This is a genomic window from Arthrobacter sp. CAL618 (assembly GCF_000468215.1).
Lineage (GTDB): Bacteria > Actinomycetota > Actinomycetes > Actinomycetales > Micrococcaceae > Arthrobacter_D.
Window position 1 is genome coordinate 1 of record NZ_ASZW01000159.1, and the last position, 19,127, is coordinate 19,127.

Consider the following 19,127-nt stretch of genomic DNA (forward strand, 5'->3'; position numbering starts at 1 on the left):
GCGACCGGGCCGACGTCGACGATCACCGCATAATGCGGGTGGTGACCAACTAGATCTTGCGGCTCAGAATGGCCTGCTTGACCTCAGCAATGGCCTTGGTGACCTGAATGCCACGGGGGCAGGCTTCGGTGCAGTTGAACGTGGTGCGGCACCGCCACACACCTTCCTTGTCATTCAGGATCTCGAGGCGCATGTCGCCGGCATCGTCGCGCGAGTCGAAGATGAACCGGTGGGCGTTCACGATCGCTGCTGGGCCAAAGTACTGGCCATCGGTCCAGAAGACCGGGCAGGACGAGGTGCACGCGGCGCACAGGATGCACTTGGTGGTGTCGTCGAAGCGTTCGCGCTCCTCGGAGGACTGCAGACGCTCCTTGGTGGGCTCGTGGCCGCGGTTGACCAGGAACGGCATGACCTCACGGAATGACTGGAAGAACGGTTCCATGTCGACAATCAGATCCTTCTCCACGGGGAGGCCCTTGATGGGTTCCACCAGGATGGGCTTCGACGTGTCGAGATCCTTCAGCAGGGTCTTGCAGGCCAACCGGTTACGGCCGTTGATCCGCATGGCGTCGGAGCCGCACACCCCGTGGGCGCAGGAGCGCCGGAAGGTTACCGTGCCGTCATGCTCCCACTTGACCTTGTGAAGGGCATCGAGCACGCGGTCCGTGCCGTACATGGTGAGGTTCCACTCGTCCCAGTGGGCCTCGTCCGAGACCTCGGGGTTGTACCGGCGGACCTTGAGCGTGATGTCGAACGTCGGGATTTCTCCGCCGCCGCCGATTCCCGGCGCGAGCTCGATTTTGGAGGCTGGTTCTCTTTCGACTGTTTCGGTGCTCATTAGTACTTACGCTCCATGGGCTGGTAACGGGTAAAGACAACCGGCTTGGTCTTCAGACGCACGCCGGATGTTTCGGTGGCCGTTGGATCTTTGTATGCCATCGAGTGGGTCATGTAGTTCTCGTCGTCCCGCTCGGGGAAATCTTCGCGGAAGTGGCCCCCGCGGGATTCCTTCCGGTGCAAGGCAGCGGCGGTCATGACCTTGGCCATGTCGAGCAGGAAACCCAGCTCGACGGCTTCCAGCAGGTCAAGGTTGAAACGCTTGCCCTTGTCCTGGACGGTGACGTGCTTGTACCGCTCTTCGAGACCATCGATGACGCTGAGCGCCTCCAGCAGGGTCTCCTCGGTGCGGAATACCTGGACATTGGCGTCCATGATGTCCTGCAGTTCCTTGCGGATCTGCGCCACCCGTTCGCCACCCTCGGAGCTGCGCATCGTGTCCAGCAGCGACTGCGTTTCCGTGAGGGGGTTCTCGGGGATTTCGATGAAGTCGGCGGTCAGCGCGTATTCGGCCGCGTAGATCCCGGCACGCTTACCGAACACGTTGATGTCCAGCAGCGAGTTGGTGCCCAGGCGGTTCGAGCCGTGCACCGACACACACGCCACTTCACCGGCGGCGTACAGGCCCGGCACCACGGTGTCGTTGTCCTGCAGCACCTCCGCCTTGATGTTGGTGGGGATGCCACCCATCGCGTAGTGGGCCGTGGGGAACACGGGGACCGGCTCGGTGTACGGTTCCACACCCAAATAGGTCCGCGCGAACTCGGTGATGTCCGGAAGCTTGGCATCAATGTGAGCGGGTTCCAGGTGGGTGAGGTCCAACAGGACGTAATCCTTGTTGGGGCCGCAACCGCGGCCTTCCCGCACCTCGTTGGCCATGGAACGGGCCACAATGTCGCGGGGTGCCAGGTCCTTGATGGTGGGGGCGTAGCGCTCCATGAAGCGCTCACCCTCCGAGTTACGCAGGATCGCGCCCTCGCCGCGGGCAGCCTCCGAGAGCAGGATGCCCAGACCGGCCAGGCCGGTCGGGTGGAACTGGAAGAACTCCATGTCTTCCAGGGGGATGCCACGGCGGAAGGCGATGCCCATGCCGTCACCGGTCAGGGTGTGCGCGTTGGAGGTGGTCTTGTAGACCTTGCCGACGCCGCCGGAGGCGAAGATGATCGACTTGGCCTGGAACACGTGCAGCTCGCCCGTGGCCAGATCGTAGGAGACAACTCCGGCAACCCTGGTCTGCAGCTTGGTCACGCCGTCGACAGTCACTTCCTCCTGAACGGTCAGGAGGTCGAGGACGTAGTACTCGTTGTAGAACTCGACGTTGTGCTTGACACAGTTTTGGTAAAGCGTCTGGAGGATCATGTGACCGGTGCGGTCAGCCGCGTAGCAGGACCGGCGGACGGGGGCCTTGCCGTGGTCACGGGTGTGACCGCCGAAGCGACGCTGGTCGATCCGGCCTTCGGGTGTGCGGTTGAACGGCAGGCCCATCTTCTCAAGGTCGAGCACGGCGTCAATGGCTTCTTTCGCCATTACCTCCGCAGCGTCCTGGTCAACCAGATAATCGCCACCCTTGACGGTGTCGAAGGTGTGCCATTCCCAGTTGTCTTCCTCAACGTTCGCCAGGGCCGCGCACATGCCACCCTGCGCCGCGCCAGTGTGGGAGCGGGTCGGGTACAGCTTGGTCAGTACTGCCGTCTTCGCGCGCTGACCGGATTCGATGGCGGCGCGCATACCGGCGCCGCCGGCACCCACGATTACGACGTCGTACTTGTGGACCTGCATACGTGTTGTTCTTTCTGTTGTTACCGAACGGCCGCGCCGGCGGCCGGAAGCGTCGAGAGCCCTACGGGGCCGGGCAGTATGGCGCTACATGCGCCACGCCGTCGATCACGGGGCACGGATCGAAGGTGAAGATCACCAGGGTGCCGAGCACGATGATAACGACGGTGGAGGCGTAAAGAACGCTCTTGAGCCAGAACCGGGTGGAGTCCTTCTCGGCGTAGTCGTTGATGATGGTGCGAACACCGTTGGTGCCGTGCAGCATGGCCAGCCACAGCATCACCAGGTCCCAGATCTGCCAGATGGGACTTGCCCACTTGCCTGCGACGAAGCCGAAGTCGACACCCTTGATGCCGTCGCCGTCGATCAGCGAGGTCCACAGGTGGACGAAGATCAGCACCACCAGGATGACGCCGGAGACCCGCATAAACAGCCAGGCCACCATTTCAAAGTTGCCCTTGCTGGCACCAGTGCGCGTGTACTCGGGCGCAACGCGTCCCGAGCGGGGACTTTCAATTACTGGGTTAGTCATGGCTTAACCTCCGAAGACAACCGCGAGATGACGGATGGAGAACGCGACCATGGTGACTGCCCACAGCCCGACGACGCCCCAGAGCAGCTGACGCTGATACTTGGGGCCTTTTTTCCAGAAGTCGATCAGGATGACGCGCAGACCATTGAACGCGTGGAACACGATCGCTGCTACCAACCCAAGTTCGCCCAGGCCCATGATGGGGTTCTTATAGGACTCGATCACTGCGTCATAAGCCTCGGGGGACACGCGCACCAACGAGGTGTCAAGCACATGGACCAGGAGGAAGAAGAAGATCACTACTCCGGTAATACGATGGGCTACCCAGGACCACATGCCTTCACGGCCGCGATAAAGGGTGCCTGCTGGTGTCTTCGACACTGAAATAACCTCCCCTGCAACGCCCGGCGTTTGCGTGTCTGCCACGCAGGTAAGACGCCGATGCGAAAGCACTCTTCACTTGATCCTAATGTAGGCTCCGTCACCTGCGCAGACAATTTAGGCTTCCCTACGCTGTGACATTCTTAACAGGGGCTATGGTGGCGGGCCTCTTGACAGGCGCCGACCGGGTCAACGCACGCCGCGAACGCGTTGAGCCGCGAGAATTTTGTGGAGTGCACTACCGTGGAAACGATGACTACGCAAAGGGCTGGTGCCCAAAATCCAGACGAGGCGCTCCGACGTTTCTACGGCGTAATACCCGCCGGAGGGGTCGGGACGCGTCTCTGGCCGCTGTCGCGGGCCGCTGCTCCCAAATTTCTGCACGACCTGACCGGATCCGGCAGTACCCTGATCCGTGCCACCTACGATCGGCTCGGGCCCCTGACCGGGGACCGCATCATGGTGGTCACCGGGAAGGTGCACCGTCGTGCAGTCCTGAAGCAAATCCCGGAAATCCAGGACGCCAATCTGGTCCTGGAGAGTGAGCCCAAGGACTCCGCGGCGGCGATCGGCCTTGCTGCAGCGATCCTGTACCAACGCGACCCCGAGATCATCATGGGCTCCTTCGCAGCCGATCAGGTCATCACCCCGGTCGAGGTGTTCCAGGAGGCAGTCCGCGAGGCGATCCACACCGCAGCGCAGGGGTATATCGTCACCATTGGAATCAAGCCCACCCTCCCCGCCACCGGATTTGGGTACATCAGGGCCGGCAGGAACCTCCACATCGAGGGTGCGCCCAGCGCCCACGCCGTCATTGAGTTCGTCGAGAAACCTTCCGAAGAGGTGGCGCGCGGCTACCTTGAGACCGGAGATTACAGCTGGAACGCCGGGATGTTCGTCGCCCCGGTGGCACTGATGCTCCGCCACCTGGAAGCGAACGAGCCCGAGCTCTACACCGGCCTGACCGAGATTGCCCGGGCCTGGGATACCCCATCACGGGTCGAGGTTGCCCGGCGGGTCTGGCCTACCCTCCCGAAGATCGCCATTGACTACGCTGTCGCTGAACCGGCCGCCGCTGCCGGCGACGTCGCAATGATTCCCGGAAACTTCAGCTGGGACGACGTCGGGGACTTCGCCGCCATCGGTCGCCTGAACCCGGCCATCGAAAACAGCAAGCTGACCGTGATGGGCGAAGGGGCCAGGGTGTTCTCCGACAACGCCTCGGGCATCGTCGTCTCGGATACCAAACGGGTGATCGCGTTGATCGGAATCGACGACGTCGTTATTGTCGACACCCCCGATGCCCTGCTCGTGACCACCAAGGAGCACGCCCAGGAAGTGAAAAAGGCCGTCGAGCACCTGCGCGCCAGCGGCGAAACCGACGTCCTGTAGCTCCACTGGGGTGCATCCGGACGCTTCATGCTGCCACACAGTTCTATGGTGTGGACCGGCTGTGGCTAGGCTGGAGTGGTGCAAACCAACCGCAGTGCGCCACCCGTTCCGTCAGCAGCCCCTCCCATCGGCGTGTGGCTTGCCCCCATGCTCGAGGAGCTGACCCGGTTCCGACGCGATCTGCACATGCACCCCGAACTTTCGCACAAGGAATACCGCACCACAGACCAGCTGGTCGAACGCCTGGCGGCGGCAGGGTTGGCGCCGCAGCGGCTCGAATATACGGGCCTCTACGTCGACATTGGTGAAGGCCCCATCCGCTTGGGGCTGCGCGCCGACATTGACGCGCTGCCGGTACTTGAAGAGACAGGGCTGCCGTATGCCTCGGCGTCGACCGGCATCGCCCACGCCTGCGGGCACGACATCCATGCGACGGTGATGCTCGGCGTTGCGCTGGTCCTGGCGAAAATGCACGACGACGAACCGCTGGGCGGCCGCATCCGAGTCATCTTCCAGCCTGCTGAAGAGATGATGCCCGGTGGAGCGCTGGAAGTCATTGAGCAGGGAGTGCTCGCCGATGTGCCCCGCATTGTTGCGTTGCACTGTGATCCCCACATCGACGTCGGCCTCGTGGGTACCCGGATCGGCGCGATCACCTCCGCGTCGGACACCGTCCGGGTGGAGCTCACCGGGAGGGGCGGGCACACCTCACGCCCCCATCTGACCGAGGACCTGGTGTTCGCGCTGGCGAACATTGCCGTGAACGTTCCAGCCGTACTGTCCCGCCGAATCGACGTCCGCAGCGCCGTCTCGGTGGTTTGGGGGCAGATCCACGCTGGCAGCGCACCAAACGCGATCCCCGGCCACGGTTTCATGTCCGGCACCATGAGGTGCCTGGACGGGGAGGCCTGGGAGGCTGCCGGTGATCTGTTGGACAGTACCGTTCGCCAGATCGCCGCGCCCTTCGGCGTCGACGTCCACCTGGAACACACCCGCGGAGTGCCGCCGGTCATCAACACCGAGGGGGAGACCGGCCTGCTCGAAGCGGCGGCCCGGGCGGAACTGGGGCCGGACGCCGTCGTGCTCACCCCGCAGTCGATGGGCGGCGAAGACTTCGCCTGGATGACCCAGGCAGTGCCCGGCGCCATGATGCGTCTTGGCACACGCACCCACGGCGGCGAGACCTACGACCTGCACCGTGGCGATTACAACCCTGATGAACACGCCATCAGCTGCGGGGTCCGGGTGATGGCCAACGCGGCCCTCCGGGCCATCCGCGGCGTGAGGTACTAGGCCCCCTGGGATCGGGCCACCACCCGGGATAGATCCCGGGTGGTGGGGCTGGACGGAATAGAGCCGGTACGGGGCGGGTTACCCCCATGTGAGTACATCAGTGAATACCCGTCCGCCCCTGTCAGTCCTCGATCTCGCTACAGTGGGCGTCGGAAAGTCCTCCGGGCAGGCACTAGCCGACAGCACCACCCTTGCGCAGGCAGCCGACCGGTTGGGGTTCAGGCGCTTCTGGGTTGCCGAACACCACAACATGCCCGCCGTTGCGTCCACCTCCCCGCCCGTCCTGATGGCGCATCTGGCGTCAAGGACCGAGCGGATCCGGCTTGGCTCCGGGGGAGTGATGCTCCCCAACCATGCGCCATTTGTGGTCGCCGAGCAGTTCGCGCTGCTCGAAGCGCTCTACCCGAACCGGATTGACCTGGGCATCGGCAGGGCCCCCGGCACGGATCAGGCCACGGCGATGGCGCTGCGGCGGCAAGCCGGTGGTCTTGGCGTGGAAGAGTTCCCCCAGCACGTCCTCCAGGTAATGAGCCTGCTCGGCGACCACCGATCGCCGGATCAGGCGCTGAATCTGGTTGCAACGCCGTCGGCAACCAGTTCCCCCGAGGTCTGGCTGCTGGGCTCCAGCGGATATTCCGCGCAGCTCGCCGGCATGCTCGGCGTCCGGTACAGCTACGCCCATCACTTCGGCAACGAGGACCCGGCAGCCATCATGAACCTCTACCGGTCCAACTTCCAGCCCTCCCCGGTCCTCGATGAGCCGCACTCCATGCTGGCCACGTCGGCGCTCACCGCCGACACCGAGGAGGAAGCGCAATACCTGGCCGGCCCCGCCCGGATCATGGCGTTGGCTCTCCGTTCCGGGCAGCTGGGCCCGATCGTCTCCCCTGAAGCCGCCGCGGCCCGCGTTCTCACGGACCAGGAACTTATGGTGCTCGATCATCTCCCGGCCATCAAGGCAGTGGGCACACCGGCACAGGTGGTCCAACGCCTCGATGACCTGGTCCAGCGCACTGGGGTGAACGAGCTGATGGTCACCGGAACCACGTACGACGTCGCCTCCCGGATCTCCTCGTTGGAGGCGCTGAGCGCGGCGTGGTCCGAGAGTGTTTCCAACGCAATACCCGTTGGTAACAAATCCTGAACAATGTGATTTCCGTCGCCTGATTTGGTAGGTGCGAGGCCGGCACGCCGCTAGAGTATGCTCATATCGTGCCGGCCCCGGCACGGCCCAGTGCCTACGAAAAATCAGTGAAAACAGAGCTCTGCACACGTTCGCGTGGTAACGGGCGGTCACTCATTGAGGTCTTCAGCCGTGGGGCCCATTTCTTTCTGGAGGAATTTTGAAGAACTCACAGCGCACCACTACGCGCCTCAACAACAAGACGGCCCTCTCAGCCGCGATGCTTGGTGTTTCGGCACTGCTGATCGCAGGTTGCGGCGCGGCACCTGAAGACACCGCAGGCTCGGATGAGAGTGCCGAAGCAACTGCAGCCTCGATTGACTACACCGGTTGCATCGTCTCTGACCAGGGCGGTTTCGACGACGAGTCGTTCAACCAGTCCAGCTATGAGGGCATCACCGCTGCCCAGGAAAACCTCGGCATTGAGGTCCGCCAGGCCGAGTCGCAGGCCGAGACTGACTTCGGACCGAACGTCAACTCGATGGTCACCGAGGGTTGCGACATGATCGTCACCGTCGGTTTCCTGCTTTCGGCGACCACTGCAGAGGCAGCCGAGGCAAACCCTGACACCAACTTCGCCATCGTCGATGACAACCAGATCGAGCTGCCGAACGTCAAGCCGATCATCTACGACACGGCCCAGGCCGCCTTCCTCGCTGGCTACACCGCAGCGGGCACCACCGAGACCGGAACTGTTGCCACCTACGGCGGCATCCAGATTCCGACCGTCACCATCTTCATGGACGGTTTCGCCGATGGCGTTGCCTACTACAACGAGCAGAAGGACGCCGACGTCCAGCTGCTCGGTTGGGACAAGGAAGCTCAGACCGGTACCTTCACCGGCGACTTCGAGTCACTCGCCAACGGTAAGACCAACACCGAAAACTTCATCAACGAAGGCGCCGACATCATCATGCCGGTTGCCGGTCCGGTTGGTGCAGGCACCATTGAGGCCGTCGAGGAAGCCAACGCCGACGGCGCCGACGCCAAGGTGATCTGGGTTGACTCCGACGGATTCCTGACCGTCAACGCCGGTAACGAGTACATCCTGACCTCGGTCATGAAGCTCATGGGCGAGGCAGTTGAAGAAGTTATCAGCACCGACGTTGATGACAGCTTCGATAACACCCCGTACGTTGGCACCCTCGAAAACGGTGGCGTGGCCCTTGCACCATTCCACGACCAGGAGGACGCCGTGTCCGAAGAACTGATGGCCGAACTGGAAGAGATCGAGGCCGGCATCATTTCAGGGGACATCGTTGTGGAATCTGAAGCCAGCCCACAGCAGTAACAGCTCTGGCATAACGCGNGCGTTTTGCGTTTAGGCTGGTGACCAGCGAAATCTTATCGACCAGTTCAGCGGCTCCCTCCGCTGTTATCTGGTCCTGACCCAGAACAGGTGGTTGGAGTCCGTTGCTGCTCGAACTGCAGGGAATAACAAAGAGGTTTGGCACCCTGGTGGCCAACGACTCCATCGATCTGATCGTCAAACCGGGCGAAGTGCACTGCCTGCTGGGCGAAAATGGCGCAGGCAAGTCCACCCTGATGAATGTCCTCTATGGACTTTACGAGCCTACCGAGGGCAGCATTCTGCTCGACGGAAAGGAAGTGACCTTTAATGGTCCGGGTGATGCGATGGCCGCGGGAATCGGCATGGTGCACCAGCACTTCATGCTGGTCCCGGTCTTCACCGTCGCCGAGAATGTGGCGCTCGGGGACGAGTTCACCCGCGCCGGTGGGATCCTCGATCTGGAGAAAACCCGTGCCAAGATCCGGGACATCTCCGAACGGTACGGGTTCGACGTCGACCCCGATGCACTGATCGAGGACCTCCCCGTAGGCGTCCAGCAGCGGGTCGAGATCATCAAGGCCCTCGTTCGCAACGCGAGCATCCTGATCCTCGATGAACCCACAGCAGTCCTGACCCCCCAGGAAACCGACGAACTCATTGAAATCATCGGGCAGCTCAAAGCAGCAGGCACAGCCATTGTGTTCATCTCGCACAAGCTGCGGGAGGTCCGCGCCGTCTCCGACGTGATCACCGTGATCCGCCGCGGCGCGGTGGTGAGCAGCGTTGCACCGAGCACCAGCACCACCGACCTCGCGAACATGATGGTCGGCCGCCAGGTCAGCCTGAGCCTTAACAAGGCACCAGCGACCCCGGGAGAACGCACCTTCCAGGTCCGGAACCTCACGGTCCTGTCCGCCACCGGGCAGCGCCTGGTCGACGACGTCACGTTCGACATCGCCGAAGGAGAGATCCTTGCCGTCGCGGGCGTCCAGGGCAATGGGCAGACCGAACTGACCGAAGCGATCATGGGCCTGCAGTCCCATACCAGCGGCTCAATCACGCTCAAGGGCACCGAGCTGATCGGGATGAAAGCCAGCCAGGTGATCCGGCAGGGCGTCGGCTTCGTTCCCGAGGACCGCACGGTCGACGGGCTGGTCGGGAGTTTCTCCGTCGCCGAGAACCTGATCCTCAACTGGTACAACGAACCCCCCTTTGCCAAGGGCCTGGCCATGAAACCCGCGGTGGTGCAGGCCAACGCCACAGCGAAGATCGAAGAATATGACGTGCGTACCCAGTCAGCCGACTCTGCTGTGGGCACGCTGTCCGGCGGAAACCAGCAAAAGGTGGTGCTGGCACGCGAACTTTCACGGCCACTGCACCTGTTCATCGCTTCCCAGCCCACCCGGGGCGTCGACGTCGGTTCCATCGAGTTCCTGCATAAGCGCATTGTCCAGGAGCGCGACGGCGGCACCCCGGTGATGATCGTGTCCACCGAGCTCGACGAAATCAGTGAACTTGCTGACCGGATCGCCGTGCTGCATCGCGGAAAGCTGATGGGTGTGGTCCCCGGAGACACCACTCGTGACATCCTCGGATTGATGATGGCCGGAATGACGGCGGACGAGGCGTTTGGCCAGTCCGCAAAGGAGAAAAAATGAGTTCACAGTCGCAATCCGGCGATGCCTCACGCAGCGTCCTGCACCGGCTCATGGGCGGAAGCACACTGGTGGCACTGCTGTCGGTAGTGCTGTCGATCGTGCTCGGTGGGCTACTCATCGCAGTGACTGACGAGCGGGTCGCCGAGACGTCGTCGTACTTCTTCAGCCGCCCCGGCGACATGCTTTCGGCGGCCTGGGAAGCGGCCAGCGGTGCCTACATTGCCCTGTTCCAGGGCGCCGTGTTCAACCCTCGTGCCGATACCTTGGCCGCATCGATCCGGCCATTCACCGAAACACTCACCGTCGCGACCCCGCTGATCCTCGCCGGCCTCGGCGTGGCCATCGCGTTCCGCACCGGACTGTTCAACATCGGTGCCCAGGGCCAGATCATCATCGGCGCGACCTTCGCGGCCTGGGTAGGTTTCACCCTCGAACTGCCGCCAGGTATTCACCTGTTGATAGCAGTGCTCGCCGGGTTCATTGGTGGCGCCCTGTGGGGTTTCATCCCGGGCATTCTCAAGGCCCGCACCGGTGCCCACGAGGTGATTGTCACCATCATGCTCAACTATGTTGCCGTGTACCTGGTGGCCTACCTGCTATTCACACCGGCCTTCCAGAACCCCGGGTCGTCCAACCCCATCAGCCCCCGACTCGATGACTCGGCAATGTTCCCGCTGATCCTGGGATCCGGCTACCGATTGCATCTCGGTTTCCTCGTCGCAATTGCCGCGACCTACGGCGTGTGGTGGCTGCTGAACCGCTCAACCACCGGGTTCGAACTCCGTGCGGTCGGCGCCAACCCGCACGCCGCCCGTACCGCCGGTATCAGTGTGACCAAAGGGTACGTCGTGGTCATGATGCTCGCCGGCGGGCTTGCGGGACTTGCTGGCGTCGCCCAGGTCGCTGGCACCGAGAAGGTCCTCACGGGCGGTATCGCCGCCAGCTTCGGCTTCGACGCGATCACCGTCGCGCTGCTGGGCCGGTCCCACCCCTGGGGTGTCTTCTTCGCCGGGTTGTTGTTCGGCGCGTTCCGCGCCGGCGGGGTCCAGATGCAGACCCAGACCGGTACCCCCATCGACATTGTCTTGGTGGTGCAGTCACTGATCGTTCTCTTCATTGCGGCGCCACCCCTGATCAAAGCCATCTTCAGGATCGACCAGAAAAAGAAGAAAAAGAAGTCCAACAAGCCTGACCGGTCCGAGGACATCACCACCCCAACTGCAGCTGGAGGCCTGGCGTGAGCACCGCAACAGAAGCGCGGCCCAAGAGGCAGGCGCCAGGCGCAACAGTGAGGAACTGGAAAGCGCCCATCGGGTTCGGTATCGGCGCCCTGGTCGCCCTGCTGGTGTTTGCCGCGGGTAGCCCCGCCCAGACGGCGGTCTTCCGTATCTCCGACGATTCGGACCGGTTCCGGCTGGCCGATGTCGCGTTGCCCGCAACAGCGGTGGGTTGGTTCACCGCCGTCGCACTGACCCTGCTCGCGGTCTACGCGTTCCTGCAGGTCAGGAACGGCCGAAAGCTCAACAAATGGATCCCGATCATCTACGGTGTGCTGTTCATGATCGGTTTCCTCACCTGGGTGGTGGGAAGCGCCAACACTCCCAGCATCTCGCTGTCCGGCCTGATCGCGGGGTCGGTCACCCTCGCCATTCCGCTGATCTTCGGCTCCCTCTCGGGTGTCCTGTGTGAACGCGTGGGGGTAGTGAACATTGCGATCGAGGGTCAACTGCTGTCCGGCGCGTTTGCGGCGGCAGTAGCAGCCTCGATCTCCGGCAACGCCTACGTGGGGCTGATCGCCGCTGCTTTCGCCGGAACCATGGTTTCCCTGGTCCTCGCGGTGTTCAGCATCAAGTATTTCGTCAACCAGATCATTGTCGGCGTGGTTTTGAACGTGCTGGTTTCGGGCCTCACCGGGTTCCTCGCCTCGACTCTCCTGAGCCGCGACCCCGGCGCGTTCAACTCGCCGCCCAGCTTGCCCGATATCAGCATCCCGCTACTCTCCGAACTTCCGATCATCGGTGCGATCCTGTTCAAGCAGAGCATCGTCGGCTACCTCATGTATGTGGCAGTGATTGTGATCTACATCGGTCTCTTCCACACCAAGTGGGGTCTGCGCGTGAGGGCCGTCGGCGAGCACCCGCAGGCAGCGGACACCATGGGCATCAAGGTCAACTCGACCCGATTCTGGAACGTGTTGCTCGGCGGAGCAGTGGCCGGGTTCGGTGGAGCCTTCTTCACCCTCGTCTCCGTGAGTGCTTTCTCCAGGGATATGACGGCGGGCGCCGGCTATATTGCCCTGGCCGCACTGATCTTCGGGCGGTGGAACCCAATCGGAGCGTTCTTCGCAGCACTCCTCTTCGGCTTCTTCACCAACCTGCAGTACGTGCTATCCATCGTCGGCACGTCAGTGCCGAGCCAGTTCATGGCCATGCTCCCGTACATTGTCACCATTCTCGCCGTCGCTGGACTCGTCGGACGTTCCCGGCCCCCGGCAGCCAGCGGCACCCCGTACATGAAGGAGTGATCGTGACCTCGACGGCCCCTGAACCGGACCGGATTCCCTGGGACCAGCTCACCCAGGCCGCAACCGAAGCGATGCGCCGCGCCTATGTGCCGTACTCCAAGTTCCCGGTCGGTGCAGCAGCCCTGACCGATGACGGGCGTATCGTCTCCGGGTGCAATGTAGAGAACGCCTCCTACGGGTTGACCCTCTGCGCTGAGTGCTCACTGGTGAGCCAACTGCAAATGACCGGCGGCGGCAAGCTCGTCGCATTCAGCTGTGTTGACGGCGACGGCAACACCCTGATGCCCTGCGGGCGCTGCCGGCAGCTCCTGTACGAGTTCCGGGCGCCCGGAATGTTGCTCCTGACGGTCAGCGGCATCAAGACCATGGATGAGGTGCTCCCCGACGCGTTCGGCCCCGAGCACCTCGCCTGAAACTCAGCAAGCGGATCCCATGCCCACCAAGACTTATGAAGTAAAGGACACCCCCACTCATGTCTGAGCAGTTCGACGCCGTCGACATCATCCGGATCAAGCGGGACAAAGGCACCCTCAGCCCGGCGCAGATCGACTGGACCATCGACGCGTACACCCGCGGTGCCATCGCCGATGAGCAAATGGCCGCTCTCAACATGGCGGTCCTCCTTAACGGCATGAACCGTGAGGAAATCAGCCAGTGGACGACGGCGATGATAGCCTCCGGTGAGCGGATGGACTTCTCGTCGCTCGGCAAAGCCACCAGCGACAAACACTCGACGGGCGGCGTCGGCGACAAGATCACGCTCCCACTGGCACCCCTGGTCGCGGTCTTCGGGGTAGCAGTCCCGCAGCTCTCGGGGCGTGGACTGGGCCACACCGGGGGTACCCTGGACAAGCTGGAGTCCATCCCCGGCTGGCGCGCCGACCTGACAAACGACGAAATGATGCGCCAACTGGCCGACGTCGGGGCCGTGATCTGCGCTGCGGGAGCCGGTCTGGCGCCCGCCGACAAGAAGCTCTACGCGCTGCGTGACGTGACGGGTACGGTCGAAGCGATCCCGCTTATTGCCTCCTCAATCATGAGCAAGAAAATCGCCGAAGGCACAGGGTCGCTGGTGCTCGACGTCAAGGTCGGTAGCGGCGCGTTCATGAAGAATCTGGAGCAGGCCCGCGAGCTGGCGCGCACCATGGTCGCCCTGGGCCAGGACGCGGGCGTCAACACCGTTGCGTTGCTCACGAACATGGCGACCCCACTGGGCCTCACCGCAGGCAACGCCATCGAGGTTGAGGAATCGGTTGAGGTGCTGGCCGGCGGCGGCCCGCAGGACGTCGTCGAACTGACCGTCAGACTTGCGGAGGAAATGCTTGCCTGCGCCGGGGTGAAGGACGCGGATCCGGCCGCCGCGCTGCAGGACGGGCGCGCCATGGACGTGTGGAACAAAATGATCGAAGCCCAGGGCGGCGATCCCCGCGCAACCCTGCCGGTAGCCAAGGAATCCGAGACTATCTTTGCTCCCGCTGACGGGGTTCTGGTGGAACTGGATGCGCTGTCCGTTGGGGTTGCCGCCTGGCGCCTCGGCGCGGGACGAGCCCGTAAGGAAGATGCAGTGCAGGCAGGGGCCGGAATCCGGATGCACGCCAAGCCCGGTGCTCTGGTGCGGGCTGGCGAGCCGCTGATGACCCTGCTGACCGATACCCCCGAGAAGTTCGATCGGGCACGCGAGGCGCTCGACGGCGCCGTCGTCATTGCGCCCGAAGGATCCAGGCCCAATTATCAGCTGATCCTGGACCGTATCGCCGAGGCGTAACAGCCGCGCCGAGCGCGCCGCCGCCGGACTGTCCTGGCGGTGATGTCCCCCTGTGGGTGGATGCGGGCAGCCCAAAGATCAGCCGAACGGGCGACGCGGTCCGGGACCTCCTCGCCCTAACGTTGAGGTATCACGGCGACCGAACAACCTGGCCCGAACAACTTGGCCCGACCAACCTGGCATTGACACAACCGGGCCCAGCCCTGAGGGAAACAGGGGTTGTGTCAGGGGGTCCACCCATGGCGGCGACCCTCGGCGGATGGCATCGTGATAACTGTCGGACAGTCAGCAAGGGCGGAAAAGGGGGTAGATCGAACATGGACGCTGTCATCACAGCCCTGAACGCGGTCAGCACCTTCATCCTCAGCACCGCCGAGCAACCCTGGGTCTACCTCCTGGTGTTCATCTGCTGCACCGTCGACGGGTTCTTCCCGCCCTTCCCCAGCGAATCGGTGGTTGTCGGGCTCGCCTCACTAGTGCTCACCCAAGGTGTTCCCAACCCCTGGTTCCTGATAATTTCGGCGGGTCTCGGGGCGTTCATCGGCGACAACATTGCGTACGCGATGGGAAAAGCGATCGGCACCCGACGGTTCCGTTGGATGCGCTCGGCCCGCATGCAACGCTCCTTTGCCTGGGCCGGATATGAGCTGCAAAAGCGCGCTGCCTCACTGATCCTTGTGGCACGGTTCATCCCCATCGGGCGGGTGGCGGTGAACCTCACGGCAGGGGCCACCGGGTATTCACGCCGAAGCTTTGTTGGGCTCACCGCACTCTCGGCGGTGGTGTGGTCGACCTACTCGGTCGGCATTGGCGTCCTCGCAGGCTCCTGGTTCGAGCACAATCATCTGCTCGGCGTCATGGTAGCCATCGGGATCGCCGTCATTCTCGGGATCGTTGTGGACCGCATCATTGCAGCGGTCCGCGGCTCAACGCCGATGCGTCCCGAGCCGGCCAGGGTTCACTCGGACAGCAAGTAACGGTGCCGTGCCTGAACGGGCGCCTCAGCGCTAGTCCCCACAAAGCACCTCGCGTAAGGTAAGTGAAGTGACTGAGCCAATAATCTCCCCAGCGACCGACCTCTCCTTCGACCTGCGGAGCCTGCCCAAGGTGTCCCTGCATGACCACCTGGACGGCGGCCTGCGCCCGTCCACCATCATCGAACTAGCCGAAGCGGTTGGCCACCAACTGCCGTCCACCGATCCGGTGGCATTGGGCGAATGGTTCAGGGAATCAGCCAACTCCGGTTCCCTGGTCCGCTACCTCGAGACCTTTGACCACACCATCGCTGTCATGCAGACCCGCGAAGGCCTGATCCGCGTAGCCCGCGAGTTCGTTGAGGACCTGGCCGACGACGGCGTCGTCTACGGTGAGGTGCGCTGGGCCCCGGAACAGCACACCGCCAAGGGCCTCAGCCTTGACGAAGCCGTTGAAGCTGTCCAGCAGGGCCTCGACGAGGGCGTCGACGCAATCGTTGCCGGCGGCCGGGCCATCCAGGTGGGTCAGCTGATCACCGCCATGCGGCACGCAGACCGCGGCCAGGAAATCGCTGAACTGGCCGTTCGCCACCGCGACAAGGGCGCCGTCGGGTTCGATATTGCCGGCGCCGAGGATGGATTCCTGCCGTCCCGGTTCAAGGACGCGTTCACCTACCTGGCAGAACACCAGTTCCCGGTGACCGTCCACGCTGGCGAGGCCGCTGGTCTGGACAGCATCGTTGACGCCCTGGTTCACGGGCACGCGCTACGCCTCGGGCATGGGGTTCGGATCGCCGAAGACATCGAGATTGAATATGACGAGGACAGCGAAGAGCCCGAACTCGGCGTCGTCACCCTCGGCCAGGTGGCCGCCTGGGTACGCGACCGCGGCATCGTCCTTGAGGTGTGCCCCTCCTCGAACCTCCAGACCGGAGCCATCGCAGCGTTCGGCGGGGACATCGCCAGCCACCCCATCGACCTGCTGTTCCAGCTGGGATTCAAGGTGACCGTCAACACCGACAACCGCCTGATGAGCGGTGTCACCCTGACCGACGAGTTCGAGCTACTTTCCGAAACCTTCGACTATGACCTGGACGATCTGCTGGAGCTGACCCTCAACGCGGTCAACGCAGCGTTCCTGCCACTCGAAGACCGTGAGGCGCTTGCCGACTACGTCACCGAAGGTTTTCTTCGCGCCGATGCCTGAGTCGCCGCCGGGCTCCGCCTCGCCAGGAGGCCAGCATCCGCTGGACCGGCTGGTCGAGGTGGTAGCCCAGCTCCGGAAACACTGCCCCTGGATGGCTGAACTCACGCACGCTTCACTCGTCGAGTATCTGGTGGAGGAGTGCTACGAGCTGGTCGATGCGCTCGACGACGCCTCAAACAACGCTGCCAGTCTTGACTCAGCGGCCAACCTGCGCGGGGAACTGGGTGATGTGTTGCTGCAGGTGGTACTCCACGCCCAACTGCAGCGGGAGCACGGTCGTTTCGACCTCACCGACGTGATCGACGGTCTGACACGCAAGATGGTCCGTCGCAACCCCCACGTCTTCGCGCCCGACGGAACGCTGCGGCAGAGCTTTCCCTCCTCGATCGAATCGATCGTTGAGACCTGGCATCAGGTCAAGCGTGCGGAGGAGCCCGGTCGGGTTGATCCGTTCCACGGAATACCCACGCACCTTCCCGCTCTGGCTCTGGCGGCCAAAACCCTGCGTCGGGCCGCTGATCCGCTGCCTGAGCCANCCAGCCGCAGCGTTGGCGGGCGCCGAACCGCAAACCGAAGCCGAACTGGGGGAGCAGTTGCTCGAGGTGGTGCAGCGAGCCATCGCGAGCGGGCTCGACCCGGAGCGGGCGCTACGCTCAGCGGCACTCCGATTTCAGGAGCGCTCACGCACCAGTCTTCCGGAGGACATGAAAGGCGCTGCGACAGACGTTTCCACTAGGCTGGGATCGAACCCATCAACCGGTCAGGTTAGCCCTGACCGGACGCCTTGAGATTATTCACCCTAGAACCAAAGGAGCAATACATGGCCATCATCGACGCCATCCACGCGCGTGAAATCCTCGATTCCCGCGGCAACCCCACCGTCGAGGTGGAAGTACTGCTCGACGACGACACCTTCGGCCGTGCGGCTGTGCCCTCCGGTGCTTCCACCGGTGCTTTCGAAGCCAACGAACGTCGTGATGGCGATAAGGCCCGCTACCTCGGCAAGGGCGTTCTGCAGGCCGTCGAAGCAGTGATCGAGCAGATCCAGCCGGCGCTCCTCGGCTTCGATGCCACCGACCAGCGGGCCATCGACCAGGCCATGATTGACCTCGACGGCACGGAGAACAAGTCAAGCCTTGGCGCCAACTCGATGCTCGGCGTTTCCCTGGCCATCGCCCGCGCCGCCGCGGAGTCCTCCAAGCTGCCGCTCTACCGTTACCTCGGCGGCCCCAACGCCCATGTACTGCCCGTTCCGCTGATGAACATCCTGAACGGCGGCTCCCACGCCGACTCCGACGTCGACATCCAGGAGTTCATGATCGTTCCCCTGGGCGCCGAATCCTTCTCCGAGGGTCTGCGCTGGGGCGTTGAGGTCTACCACGAACTGAAGTCCGTGCTCAAGGAAAAGGGCCTTGCCACCGGGTTGGGCGACGAAGGCGGATTTGCGCCAAACCTGCCGTCCAACCGCGATGCGCTCGACCTGATCACCACAGCCATCGAGCGTGCCGGCTACACGCCGGGTCAGGACATTGCCCTCGCACTGGATGTAGCGGCTTCGGAGTTCTACACGGACGGCGCTTACCACTTCGAGGGGAAGACGTTGTCCTCCGCCGACATGAACACCTACTACGGTGAACTGGTGCGCGACTACCCGTTGGTTTCCATCGAGGACCCCCTGGATGAAGAAGACTGGGACGGGTGGAAAGCCCTCACCGAACAGGTCGGCTCAAAGGTTCAGCTGGTTGGCGACGATCTCTTCGTCACCAACCCAGTGCGTCTCGCCCGCGGCATCGAAGCAGACACCGCCAACTCGCTGCTGGTCAAGGTCAACCAGATTGGAACACTGACCGAGACCCTCGATGCGATCTCCATGGCGCAGCGTGCTGGCTACACCACCATTACCTCGCACCGGTCAGGTGAAACCGAGGACACGACGATTGCTGACATCTGCGTCGCAACCAACGCCGGCCAGATCAAGACCGGCGCTCCGGCACGATCCGAGCGGGTGGCCAAGTACAACCAGCTCCTACGGATCGAAGAAGAGCTCGACGACGCCGCCCGGTACGCAGGGCGAGGCGCCTTCCCGCGTTTCAAAGCCTAGTTAGCAGCAGCGGCGGCTACCCTCGTAATAGGGACGGCTCACAGGCCACCAGTCCCGATACAGAGGATTTTGAGGAGTTTTGATGTCTACCCGCCGCCCCAAGGTGCCGCGCAGCGCTGGTCCTCAGGCGCCGCCGGCACCAGCACCCATCAACCGGCATGGGACACACGCCACGCCTACGGCGCGGCGAACACCCAAGAAGCCTGTCGCGGG

17 protein-coding genes are annotated in these 19,127 nt (G+C 63.4%); 13 read left to right on the forward strand and 4 right to left on the reverse strand.

The features are described from left to right. Positions 1-49: 49 nt before the first annotated feature. From K728_RS0109505 to sdhC, 4 genes are all read right to left on the reverse strand, one after another. The gene (locus tag K728_RS0109505) at positions 50-838 is read right to left on the reverse strand and encodes a succinate dehydrogenase iron-sulfur subunit (protein ID WP_019483694.1); all 789 of its coding nucleotides are present in this window, start codon (positions 836-838) and stop codon (positions 50-52) included. Further along, complete coding sequence (gene sdhA, locus K728_RS0109510; protein WP_019483693.1) at positions 838-2,616, reverse strand: succinate dehydrogenase flavoprotein subunit; 1,779 nt, start codon at positions 2,614-2,616, stop codon at positions 838-840. Before sdhA ends, K728_RS0109505 begins: the two co-directional genes overlap by 1 nt. Positions 2,617-2,677: 61 nt before the next feature. Next, positions 2,678-3,145, reverse strand: a complete 468-nt coding sequence (locus K728_RS0109515; RefSeq protein WP_019483692.1) for a succinate dehydrogenase hydrophobic membrane anchor subunit — start codon at positions 3,143-3,145, stop codon at positions 2,678-2,680. A 3-nt stretch (positions 3,146-3,148) separates the two neighbouring features. Further along, the gene (gene sdhC, locus K728_RS0109520; RefSeq protein ID WP_083850950.1) at positions 3,149-3,526 is read right to left on the reverse strand and encodes a succinate dehydrogenase, cytochrome b556 subunit; all 378 of its coding nucleotides are present in this window, start codon (positions 3,524-3,526) and stop codon (positions 3,149-3,151) included. A 252-nt stretch (positions 3,527-3,778) separates the two neighbouring features. On the opposite strand from sdhC, the gene K728_RS0109525 reads away from it, so the two are divergent. The 13 genes from K728_RS0109525 to eno all read left to right on the forward strand — a co-directional run bounded on the left by K728_RS0109525 (position 3,779) and on the right by eno (position 18,914). Then, positions 3,779-4,918 carry a mannose-1-phosphate guanylyltransferase gene (locus K728_RS0109525; protein WP_019483690.1) on the forward strand — a complete coding sequence of 380 codons (1,140 nt, stop codon included), beginning with the start codon at positions 3,779-3,781 and terminating at the stop codon, positions 4,916-4,918. Positions 4,919-5,065: 147 nt separating this feature from the next. After that, positions 5,066-6,211 (forward strand): amidohydrolase, encoded by a 1,146-nt coding sequence (locus K728_RS0109530; protein ID WP_083850952.1) that lies wholly within the window; start codon positions 5,066-5,068, stop codon positions 6,209-6,211. A 100-nt stretch (positions 6,212-6,311) separates the two neighbouring features. Further along, positions 6,312-7,355, forward strand: a complete 1,044-nt coding sequence (locus tag K728_RS0109535) for an LLM class flavin-dependent oxidoreductase (RefSeq protein WP_019483688.1) — start codon at positions 6,312-6,314, stop codon at positions 7,353-7,355. A gap of 199 nt (positions 7,356-7,554) precedes the next feature. Beyond that, the gene (locus tag K728_RS0109540) at positions 7,555-8,685 is read left to right on the forward strand and encodes a BMP family ABC transporter substrate-binding protein (RefSeq protein ID WP_019483687.1); all 1,131 of its coding nucleotides are present in this window, start codon (positions 7,555-7,557) and stop codon (positions 8,683-8,685) included. Positions 8,686-8,807: 122 nt separating this feature from the next. Further along, positions 8,808-10,343 (forward strand): ABC transporter ATP-binding protein, encoded by a 1,536-nt coding sequence (locus K728_RS0109545; RefSeq protein WP_019483686.1) that lies wholly within the window; start codon positions 8,808-8,810, stop codon positions 10,341-10,343. Continuing rightward, positions 10,340-11,584, forward strand: coding sequence for an ABC transporter permease (locus K728_RS0109550; RefSeq protein WP_019483685.1), 1,245 nt, complete (start codon positions 10,340-10,342; stop codon positions 11,582-11,584). Before K728_RS0109545 ends, K728_RS0109550 begins: the two co-directional genes overlap by 4 nt. Next, positions 11,581-12,867 (forward strand): ABC transporter permease, encoded by a 1,287-nt coding sequence (locus K728_RS0109555; RefSeq protein ID WP_019483684.1) that lies wholly within the window; start codon positions 11,581-11,583, stop codon positions 12,865-12,867. The genes K728_RS0109550 and K728_RS0109555 overlap by 4 nt, the downstream gene beginning before the upstream one ends. After that, positions 12,864-13,280 (forward strand): cytidine deaminase, encoded by a 417-nt coding sequence (locus K728_RS0109560; RefSeq protein WP_019483683.1) that lies wholly within the window; start codon positions 12,864-12,866, stop codon positions 13,278-13,280. The genes K728_RS0109555 and K728_RS0109560 overlap by 4 nt, the downstream gene beginning before the upstream one ends. 59 nt (positions 13,281-13,339) lie before the next feature. Beyond that, positions 13,340-14,632: a thymidine phosphorylase gene (locus K728_RS0109565; RefSeq protein WP_019483682.1), complete on the forward strand. Its 1,293-nt coding sequence runs from the start codon at positions 13,340-13,342 to the stop codon at positions 14,630-14,632. A gap of 338 nt (positions 14,633-14,970) precedes the next feature. Next, on the forward strand, positions 14,971-15,609 hold the full coding sequence (locus tag K728_RS0109570) for a DedA family protein (protein WP_024476548.1): 639 nt from the start codon (positions 14,971-14,973) through the stop codon (positions 15,607-15,609). 67 nt (positions 15,610-15,676) lie between these two features. Beyond that, positions 15,677-16,813: an adenosine deaminase gene (locus tag K728_RS0109575; RefSeq protein WP_019483680.1), complete on the forward strand. Its 1,137-nt coding sequence runs from the start codon at positions 15,677-15,679 to the stop codon at positions 16,811-16,813. 91 nt (positions 16,814-16,904) lie between these two features. Further along, on the forward strand, positions 16,905-17,549 hold the full coding sequence (locus tag K728_RS19040; RefSeq protein ID WP_443110959.1) for a MazG nucleotide pyrophosphohydrolase domain-containing protein: 645 nt from the start codon (positions 16,905-16,907) through the stop codon (positions 17,547-17,549). 84 nt (positions 17,550-17,633) lie between these two features. Next, on the forward strand, positions 17,634-18,914 hold the full coding sequence (gene eno, locus K728_RS0109585) for a phosphopyruvate hydratase (protein WP_019483678.1): 1,281 nt from the start codon (positions 17,634-17,636) through the stop codon (positions 18,912-18,914). Positions 18,915-19,127: the final 213 nt, after the last annotated feature.